Genomic DNA, 10,001 nt, shown 5'->3' on the forward strand with positions numbered 1-10,001 from the left:
TTTAATGATTAGAGTGATATCCTATGCTAGACATTCAATTATTGCGGGATGATCCGCAATTTGTTGCTTCACAATTGCTAAAGCGAGGTTTTAAGTTTGATGTTTCATCGTTTACTGCTTTAGAAGAAAAACGTAAAGCGCTGCAGGTTGCAACACAAGCATTGCAAAATGAGCGTAATTTACGCTCTAAAGCCATTGGTGAAGCAAAGTCTCGCGGTGAAGATATTGAGCCAATGCGTGAGGAAATGGGCCGTCTTGCTACGGAATTAGAAGAAAAAAAAGGCGAACTGGATGGCTTGTTACAGCAAATTGAAGCAATTGCTCTAAGATTACCCAATATACCTCATGAATCAGTCCCTGTTGGTGAAGATGAACAGCATAACCAAGAAATAAGACGTTGGGGTAAGATTCCTACTTTTGATTTCCCTGTTAAGTCGCATGATGAATTAGGTGAGAATTTAAACCAAATGGATTTTGCTTTGGCTGCTAAGCTGACAGGCAGTCGCTTTGTGGTTATGAAAAATCAATTGGCTCGTTTACATCGGGCTTTAATTCAATTTATGTTGGACATACATACGCAACAACATGGGTATCAAGAAATTTATGTGCCTTACATGGTTAACGCAGACAGCTTAATGGGTACAGGTCAATTACCAAAATTTGAAGAAGACTTGTTTAAGTTAACTGGGGAGCATGGATATTATTTGATTCCTACTGCAGAAATTCCTGTAACAAATACAGTCCGCGATGTGCTTTTAGATGAACACGTTTTGCCTATTCGTTATGCGTGTCACTCACCTTGTTTCCGTAGTGAGGCGGGTTCTTATGGTAAAGATACCAAAGGGATGATCAGACAACATCAGTTTGAAAAAGTTGAATTAGTTTGGATTACTAAACCCGAAGATTCTTATGTCGCTTTAGAACAATTGGTAAACCATGCAGAAACTATTTTACAACGTTTGGAGTTGCCTTATCGGGTTGTAACCCTTTGTACTGGGGATATGGGGCCTAGTTCAGCGAAGACCTATGATTTAGAGGTTTGGTTACCCAGCCAGAATACGTACCGAGAAATTTCTTCATGTTCTAATATGGAATCTTTCCAGGCTCGCCGGATGAAAGCGCGTTACAGGCATGAGCAAACACGTGAAATTGAATTGGTTCATACTCTGAATGGTTCTGGCCTTGCTGTAGGCAGAACATTGGTTGCTTTGATGGAAAATTATCAAGATAAAGAAGGAAACATCCATATTCCAATGGCTTTAAGACCTTATTTAGGTGGTATAGATTGTATTCGAGGCGAAGTTTAACTACTGAACCAAATAGTACTCCTGAGTGATTCTTGCTGCAGGTTGCCGCAAGAATCAAAAATTCAAGTCCCTTCAATTGCCAACCCTTAACTTATGAGTTGTTTCACTGCAAAGCTGTATCGTTTGATCATTTCTATGTTGAAGTGATGTTGAAAAGAAAGTGAGGCGTTGATTAAAAAAAGAGCTCTTTTTTGCATCAACAGAGTGTTCTGAACTTAAATGAGTATCAATATCTTCTGTTAATACATCATCGACTTTTTCTGCATACAATTCATTCTCCAATTCATAATGTTCATGCATTAGCTTTCCTAGTTCATTCTCAAGCTCTTTCGAAGCAGTAATCTCTTCATTAGAGATTCCCGTTAATTCGGGGATTAAAGATTTGCATTGATTAAAAATTGAATTGATGTCTAAAACATCTTTATGCAGTTGTTTCCATACTTCGGATAGAAATGCAAAACAACTTGGGATTTGGTCTCCATCTTGATTAAGGCTCGTTATAAAATGAAGGGTTTCCTTATTTTTTAATGCACGCTGATGAATGAGTGTTAATTGATGAAGCAAGGCTTTTTTAATGAGTGATTTCATATGGGTGTTTCTTTGAATTGCAGTCAAAATATTTCTTAAATAATCAATTTTAACGGTGTATTTAAAACACATGTTTTTTATTTTTCTATTATTATGATTATCGGATGAGTAATGAACAATTTTTTTTTCAAAGTGTATATGGGACAAATGATGAGCATTGGTTTTTCTCTGATCTAAAACATAACCTCTTGTTTTTTCTTTAAATTTTACCATGAGTAAGCGTTTTCTTTTCTTTTGTCTTGCCTTATGATGTTTTTTTCTAATTAAAGCGAGTAGATGATGCAATCTTGGGTTGGGTGATGATTCTTTAAACAATTGGTTGATGACATTAAATTGTCGTGTAGCCGTTAGAAAAAATAATAAATTGTGTTTAAATAAGAATTTGAACTCATGCTTTTTTTGCTCATTTTGATGCATTACATCAAATTTGTTAAGCGCGGCATTAATTTTTCTAAGCCACTCAAGATAAGATATTAATAGAGGGTAGGTTGCCTCTGATAATTCCTGTTGTTTAAAAAAAAATCTTTGTGAGTTTTGAGTAGTCCTTTTTAAATGTACATCCAGTGCTAATTGAATGGCATCCATATCACTCAATTCCTGTTCGTCCAAGTTTTAAAAGTATAGTAGTTTTTGAGAAAAGTGCATTTTTTTTGGTCGGAGTGATTTATTGGTTGTCTTTCAATGAGTTAAGCTAATCTTTTGACTCAAAGAATATTTGTTTTTATGATGTGTTTTTATTTCTGTTAAAGAGAAATTATGCGGATTAATCCCTTAGATCTGGTGAATACAGTTGAGCATTATTTAGACCAATGGTTTTCTTTTCCTAAAAATAAAGTATTTGCACAAGTAACAACGGTCATGAATCAAAAACCCCATATGAGAACTATGGCTCTCTACCATGTTACCCCTAAAGGTTCATTGATTTTTCTTACGGATACGAGTTCACCGAAGTGGATTCATTTAAGTCATTGTCCCAACGTAGGAGTTTGTATCCTGAATCCGGAATATGGTCAAATAATTGTAGAGGGAACTGCGGTATTAGATACAAGTCAGAGCAATCTTTCATTAGCCAGTTTATATTGGCAAAATTTCTTAGATGAATACTGGAGAAATTATTATTTAACTAACTCCAATAAAACTGCAGATGGGATTTCCTCATCTTTTGGCATCATACAAATCATTCCTGATTTATGGCAAATTCTAGAAATTAATAAAAATGATTTTCTTAAAGGGGCAAGAATGTCCTATGAATTGCAGAATGATTCTTGGATTAAACGGCAATTGCCTCTTTTTTAAGAGAAAGTACTTTTCAGTGTAATCACGCTTTTAGGGAAGATATCAAAAGGAATGTCATGGTGAAAAAGGAAAAATTTTATTTTTCAGCGATTCTCTATTTTGTAACTCTAATTTTTTCTCAGAGTGCATTGGCAGCCTGCTCCCTTATTCATTCCTCAGGGCAAACTGTTGAACGAATGGATGATGCTTTAGGACGTTTACTTTTATCGAATGCACCTTGTCCCCAAAATGTTTTTGCATTGCGCCAACTGCTCAAAAGCTCCGGTTTGACATTGGAAACTACATTGGTTGCTAACCGTGGATTTCATAATCCAACCCAGGGCAGTTTTAGTTTATTTGAAATGGCTTTGGGTGAGTTAAGAATACTGAATACTCGTTGGTTCATTAATGCAGGTGATTTTTTCTTTGGACATTTTACAGCAATAGGTCCGGAAGGTGATTTAATAGCGGATCAGAATCCGGAAGAAAACTCACTGATGATTGAAGCATTTGCTTGGGACTCAAAGAAAGAAGTATTTAATTTCTATGAATTACGCGGTGATGGCTTACAAGGTCAATGGTTCTATCGAGGAGATTCATTGGACATTTTTGCCGATAATGAATTACTCCATCGTCAACCCGATCCACAGCACCCACAATTTGGTAACCGACTGCGTTGCTCTGGTTGTCATGGTGCTGGAGGGCCTATTATGAAAGAACTGGATAAACCTCATAATGATTGGTGGGAACCTATTAGGAGACTGGATTTTGGTAGACACAATCCTGATGCCTCATTACAAGAGATTCTAGAAACATTGGTTCCTCCAGAGCAATTGGCTAAAAATGCTTTAATAGGGCTTAAAAAGTTGAACCAGAGTACAAAGAATCTTTCATTACCAGAACAACTTCGCCCTTTATTTTGTCCCGTTGAGTTAAATTTAATGTCAGATATTTATCCTAGCGATGAAAAACACTCTGAAATAAATATTCCTATAGAGTTTTTTCTTGATTCAAGATTCCTGCAGACTAAAGAAAATCAAACAATAAGGATTTCAAGAACCCTTTATGAAGCTGTATTAAACTCGGTAGGTAGTCATTTTCCTGAAACTGATTTAAACGATGCAGATCATTCCTGGCTTACTCCTGTTAAGGCTCAATCGGATAAATTGGCAGTAGACAACCTAATGCAAAATGGGGTCATTGATCAGAAGTTTATAATGGATGTTTTAGATGTCGATATGACCAATCCGATATTTTCCGCGGCTCGCTGCAGGCTTTTGCGTTTGCTCCCTAATTCAGCTACATCGAATTGGCGTGAGGTATTCAAAGAGAATCTCAACCAATCTGAGGACTGGGCTGCTAAAAAATTACTTAAAAATCTTACTTCTATACAGCAAGATACAGCGTTTTATATGCGAAAAGCAAAGAAATATCTGCAACAATGTCAATTAAAACTGAAAAATAATAAAAATGTACTCATGATGTATCACTTATTGGCACAAAGACGAGTTGAAGTTCGTGCCTCTGAAATTTCATTAAATCCTCGAGGACAAATTTTAGAGCCTGGATTTCGTGTTATTTTCCCTGAAAATAAAATAAGCTCAATTCCAGGGCGATTAAAGCTTACTTTAAATTGTGAGGTAGTCGAAGACATTTAATGTTTTTCTGGTAGCTTTTTGTTTAAAAAAGCCTACCCCCACGTCGATGTGATTCAGGAGGTGAATAAACATTCCCAAAAGTCCAATAAAGTCCTAAATATCCGACGAGTTGGTTTTGCCCAGCAACACTATGTCCAGCTGTAAAAAGGAGAGAAAAATTCTTATTGAAATTATAAAAACCTCCAGCATTAAAGATGACTGAGGCACTGCCATCAGCTGTTATGGCACCTTGATAAAAAATTTCTCCGCCTAATGTGAGTTGTTCTTTAATTTTTCTTTGTAACAACCAGCCTGTATAAAAATAATTAAGCATGCCAGGTGCTGAGTTAATGGCATAACCAGCACCTCCATAAGTAGTCCATTTTCTCCAGCTTTTTTGGGCCCAAACAGGAAGTTTTCCCCAGGGACTACCATTACCTAAATTTTGATTTGCATTGCCCGTTGGTATCTCAAGTAATGGAGCAAAGCCTATTTGTGGCATCTTTGCCGTTTCGTGAATTAATCTATATTTGATACCCACCTCAAGATCACCCAAACCATTTGCAGGAGGTGCCGCATTAGGCAGCGACCAAGCATAAGGTACAATAGCGTGTAATTGTAAATCATTACTTGGGCCATAATTTATTTCTAAGGCGGGGGCAAATAAATCAGGTTCTAAAAAAAGGTCATTGTTTTTATCTAAAATTGAAAAAAGGAAAATTTCCCATTGTTTGTGATTCAGAGGAACAGGATCATCGGTGAGAAAAGGGGCTCCAGCATAAGTGGTTTTAGATAAAATAATTAAAATGCTGCTGATAAACTGTGCTGTTCTTTTTCTTATATTCAAATGTTTGAACAAGCATTTCATTTATTGTGCCTGTTATTGAGTTTTTATAACGGTTATTGTTTCATGTTAACTGTTCGGCTCCTCGTGTCAACATGCCTTAATCCCATAAAATTAAAAGATATAAATTCTTTTCAGTTTCATAACTTATAAAGTAAAAATTTTATTCTCTTCCTATTTTATCTGCTGGATTAACATCCAATTTAATTGTAACCTTCATAATTGTTTAAAGATGCATTTTATTAAGTATTTGTGTTGCTTTAGCTTTGATTTAGTTTAGGAAAGAATATGGTTATATACGAAGTAAATTTGGCCATTGATGGAGATATTTTCCCCCAATTTCAATTATGGCTAAAAAAGCATGTCAAAGAAATGCTCCAGCTTCCTGGATTTATTCAAGCAAATGTTTTAAAGCCTGAAACTGAGGAAACCACTGATCAGGAACAATTAACAGTTCAATATCAATTAGAGAATAGAGATTTTCTAAATGTATATTTTGCTGAATTTGCACCAAAAATGCGCGAAGAAGGGCTTAATCTATTTCAAAATAAATTTTCTGCCCAAAGAAGAGTTTTCGAGGTACACGCTAATTTCTTAAAATAAAAAATTTGCATAGGCAGTATGTTTTCATATAGCCTTTCACTGTGCAGAAATTATTGCACTTTGTCCTTTGGATTAATATAGGATATAGAATGAGACAGATGATTAAATTTGGATTTATATTGGGTTTAGCGGCGACTAGCAATGCTTTTTGTGCAGATCCTGTTCAAGGACTTTATTTGGGTTTACTGGGAGAACTAAGCTACGCGCCAAATACTAATCTTAGTACGACAATCAATGGGAACACGATCAATGGATCAGTTAAGTTAAGTATAATAGGTGGTGGAGCTGGTGCTTCTTTAGGGTATAAAATAAAAAATTTTCGATTAGAGGGTGAATTTCTTTTTAATCTAAACAATTACGGTTCACTCAATGTGGGCTCTTGTAGTCTTATTAGTCCCGATGTGTTAGGTCCTAATGGTAACTGTTCCGATTTTATTGAAGAAACTGGCCTAGGGTTTAATGGGTACACTGCGGGTATTTATGGGCTTTTCAATACATATTATGATTTTTTGTCCAGCGATCCTAACGTAAACTTTGTTCCTTATGTGGGATTAGGTTTGGGAGGCGCTATTATTAAAAACCATGCTTTATTCCATAGCAATAATCAATGTATTTCATTAGGTACTTGTTCGCCGATTATCTCGCAAACTCTTGATACATCAAATAATGGCTTTGCAATACAAGGTATCGTTGGATTCAGCTATTATCTTGATGACTTTACTACCCTTGGTCTTGATTTTCGATATCTTTCTACAGTCAATTTTAATAAGAGTAATAACGCCACCAGTTTGGTTACGACTACTAACTCAAATAGTAAAAATTATGGGATAGGTACCATAAATATCGTAGCTAATTTTGCTCTTGAGAAAACAGATTAGCCATTGTTTGAAGGTATCCTTTTCTGCTGCCTGAATCATCAGGAAACATTGATTAAGAAATTATAGTTACAAAATAAATAAAATAAGAAAGCGATCCCTCGGTTTTATGGCTAGAATTAAAAACAGAGGGATAAATTCTCAAATCTTTAAATTGTAAACGTTCACGTAATGGCGTCAACTTAAAGAGATATAGATAGACACGTAGCTTGGATGAAGGCAAAGCCGCAACTCGGGATCAATACTATATGTAGACACCGGATCCCGGGTTACGCTATCGCTTCACCCAGGCTACAATGTTTTCTTAAGTTGACGCCATTGAGTGTTCACGGTAAAACGTTTTCCCAAGCGTAGTGAGGGGATCTCTAATGTGGTATGAGCATTAATGATAAACTATGATTAGATAATCAATCGTTTTGAGGTCAGGCATAGTTTATTTACAGGAGTTCTTAAATGATGCATAGTCTGATGAATCATTGTTTTCCCACGTTCATATTTGCTTTTTATCTCATTATTTTTCTTTTGTTAAGCAAAGTAGTTTTTCATTTTAAATATAAACTTAGCAAGAATACGCAAGAAACTGCAATGGGTATTGTAGGGACTATCGGTGCCTTTTATAGTATTTTTTTAGGGTTTGTTGTCTATATTTTATGGTCTAATTATCAAAAAACGTACGAATTCGTTAATACTGAAGCGTCCGAATTATATATTATTTCGCAAAGCTCCAGAGCTTTTCCTCCAGAGATTCAACACAATATCATGAAAAACTTAACTCAATATATTGCCTCTATTTTAAATGATGACTTGGTGGCTATGTCATTAGGGGAGGAGGAGCAAATAACTGAAGATGTAGGTGACAAATTGTATCGTGTACTTTTGCAATATAAGCCCAAAGCTTCCGTTTCTATTTTTTACCATAATGCAGTTTCTTCTTTGAATCAGGCCATTCAGTATCGTAATTTTCGTTTGAATATGCTTAAACCGGCAATTCCTATTGCTTGGTATATTATTATTTTTTTGGGTGCTTTTTTTATAATTGGTATCTATTCTTTAGAATCAAGTTTGCAGGGACACCCTTTTCTCTATATTTTGTGCATTTTTCTCGGCATTTACATGACTGCCATTACAGTTCTAAGTTTTCCATTTTCAGGTTGGGTCAAGGTTTCAGATATTCCTTTTCACCGAGTGTATAAAGCGCTAAATAATGTACCCGTTCAGTCAAGTGGTGTTGAAGGGCGTTCAAAAAACACGAATTTTTGAGTCTATAGCTTTATTGGTATTTAATTTGGATTAATTCATTAAAACTCAGGGAATCATCATGACATTGGAATTTGATGTGATTGTTTTAGGTGGTGGCAAAGGAGGAAAAACTCTGGCCGTTGATCTAGCCAAAACTGGTCAACGAGTTGCCATGGTTGAAGACAACCAAATTGGCGGTACTTGCATTAATGTGGCGTGTATCCCCACAAAAACGCTCGTACAATCAGCTAAGATTGCACATTATTGTCGCTCTGCATCAGATTATGGTTTAGAGGCTACTCTTGCTCCTGTTGATTTTAAAGCGATTCGTGCTCGTAAAGATGCGGTGATTCATGCGATGCGAGAAGCTAATTTAAAACAATTTTTGGATTCAGGAATGGATCTTATGTTAGGACGTGGGCACTTCGTTGGCACGAAGACAATTGAAGTGAGTTTGTCATCGCCACGCGATGGACAAAAGGTATTAAAAATTACTGCGGATAAAATTTTTATTAATACCGGTGCCTTACCATTTATACCCCCAATTCCAGGTCTCGACAAAATAAAGTATTATACCAATGACAGCTTAATGAACGTCGATCACGTGCCGAAGCATTTGCTTATTATTGGTGGTGGCTATATTGGCTTGGAATTTGCTCAATTATTTCGACGTTTGGGCGCAGACGTTACGGTGATAGAGGCAGATAGCCAGTTTCTTGGTCGTGAAGATAGAGATATTGCTGAACAGGTTCTCAATACGTTAACCAAAGAGGGAATTCATATTGTTCTTGATACTAAAATCAATAGCATCCGAGAGGAGCATGGCGAAGTACTTCTCAATGTCAATCAGAATGGAAAATCTGAACTGATTCGTGGGAGTGATGTGCTTGTTGCTGTGGGACGTACTGCGAATACGGCAGGATTACATTTAGAGAAAACAGGGGTTGAGCTCGATGAGCGTGGTTTTATTAAAGTAAATGACTATCTGGAAACAACAGCCAAAGGTATCTGGGCTTTAGGGGATGTAAAGGGCGGGGCTCAATTTACTCATCTATCTTTAGATGATTATCGATTGGTGAGGCATAATTTGCAAAACCCTCAGAAGAAGCACTCCGTTCAAGGACGGCTAATTCCCTATACAGTATTTCTCGATCCAGAATTAGCTCGTATTGGCATAACCGAAGCCCAAGCCCTTGCTCAAGGCCATACCCTAAAAATAGCCAAAATTCCTGCTGCAGTTATTCCCAGGGCGAAAACACAAGGTGAAACGACAGGTCTTTTGAAGGCCGTTATTGATGCAAAAACAGATCATATTTTGGGTGTATCCATCTTTTGTGTGGAAGCCGGTGAAATTCTGGGGGTAATACAATTGGCGATGGAATTGGGCATGCCTTATCAGAAATTACGCGATGTTATGTTTGCCCATCCTACATTGGTCGAGAGTATTAATCTTTGGTTTGCGTAGGAATAAAATGGCAAACACCCCCCTCACCCTAGCCCTCTCCCCCAAGGGTCGAGGGGATTTTTGATCAAATGCTATTTATACGGCCTGTGTGCAACCGGTTTGATAGGTAACATTTCAAACCGGGCTGATAGGTAACAGATTTAAGATGCTAGGGTCTAAAAATTTTAT

At 36.6% G+C, this 10,001-nt stretch carries 9 protein-coding genes; 7 read left to right on the forward strand and 2 right to left on the reverse strand.

From position 1 onward, the window contains the following. Window positions 1-23 precede the first annotated feature (23 nt). Window positions 24-1,307, forward strand: a complete 1,284-nt coding sequence (serS, locus tag Lstg_RS08615; protein WP_058477263.1) for a serine--tRNA ligase — start codon at window positions 24-26, stop codon at window positions 1,305-1,307. 72 nt (window positions 1,308-1,379) lie between these two features. Here serS and Lstg_RS08620 read toward each other — a convergent pair whose 3' ends face one another. Further along, on the reverse strand, window positions 1,380-2,480 hold the full coding sequence (locus tag Lstg_RS08620) for a hypothetical protein (protein ID WP_058477264.1): 1,101 nt from the start codon (window positions 2,478-2,480) through the stop codon (window positions 1,380-1,382). Between the two features lie 171 nt (window positions 2,481-2,651). On the opposite strand from Lstg_RS08620, the gene Lstg_RS08625 reads away from it, so the two are divergent. Together Lstg_RS08625 and Lstg_RS08630 are read left to right on the forward strand one after the other, a co-directional pair. Next, the gene (locus Lstg_RS08625) at window positions 2,652-3,191 is read left to right on the forward strand and encodes a pyridoxamine 5'-phosphate oxidase family protein (RefSeq protein WP_082650815.1); all 540 of its coding nucleotides are present in this window, start codon (window positions 2,652-2,654) and stop codon (window positions 3,189-3,191) included. Between the two features lie 56 nt (window positions 3,192-3,247). Then, window positions 3,248-4,828, forward strand: coding sequence for a hypothetical protein (locus Lstg_RS08630; RefSeq protein ID WP_058477265.1), 1,581 nt, complete (start codon window positions 3,248-3,250; stop codon window positions 4,826-4,828). 22 nt (window positions 4,829-4,850) lie between these two features. Here the strand turns inward: Lstg_RS08630 and Lstg_RS08635 are convergent, their stop codons facing one another. Then, window positions 4,851-5,675 carry a transporter gene (locus Lstg_RS08635; protein ID WP_058477266.1) on the reverse strand — a complete coding sequence of 275 codons (825 nt, stop codon included), beginning with the start codon at window positions 5,673-5,675 and terminating at the stop codon, window positions 4,851-4,853. Window positions 5,676-5,939: 264 nt separating this feature from the next. On the opposite strand from Lstg_RS08635, the gene Lstg_RS08640 reads away from it, so the two are divergent. The 4 genes from Lstg_RS08640 to Lstg_RS08655 all read left to right on the forward strand — a co-directional run bounded on the left by Lstg_RS08640 (window position 5,940) and on the right by Lstg_RS08655 (window position 9,833). Continuing rightward, window positions 5,940-6,254 carry a DUF4286 family protein gene (locus Lstg_RS08640; protein WP_058477267.1) on the forward strand — a complete coding sequence of 105 codons (315 nt, stop codon included), beginning with the start codon at window positions 5,940-5,942 and terminating at the stop codon, window positions 6,252-6,254. An 89-nt stretch (window positions 6,255-6,343) separates the two neighbouring features. Beyond that, window positions 6,344-7,132, forward strand: a complete 789-nt coding sequence (locus Lstg_RS08645) for a porin family protein (RefSeq protein WP_058477268.1) — start codon at window positions 6,344-6,346, stop codon at window positions 7,130-7,132. Window positions 7,133-7,582: 450 nt separating this feature from the next. Next, entirely contained in the window at window positions 7,583-8,389 is an 807-nt protein-coding gene (locus Lstg_RS08650; RefSeq protein ID WP_238585400.1) for a bestrophin-like domain, read from the forward strand. Between the two features lie 58 nt (window positions 8,390-8,447). After that, window positions 8,448-9,833 (forward strand): mercuric reductase, encoded by a 1,386-nt coding sequence (locus Lstg_RS08655; RefSeq protein WP_058477269.1) that lies wholly within the window; start codon window positions 8,448-8,450, stop codon window positions 9,831-9,833. The last annotated feature ends 168 nt before the right edge of the window (window positions 9,834-10,001 follow it).

This window comes from Legionella steigerwaltii, assembly GCF_001468065.1.
In the GTDB taxonomy this organism is placed as follows: Bacteria; Pseudomonadota; Gammaproteobacteria; order Legionellales; family Legionellaceae; genus Legionella; species Legionella steigerwaltii.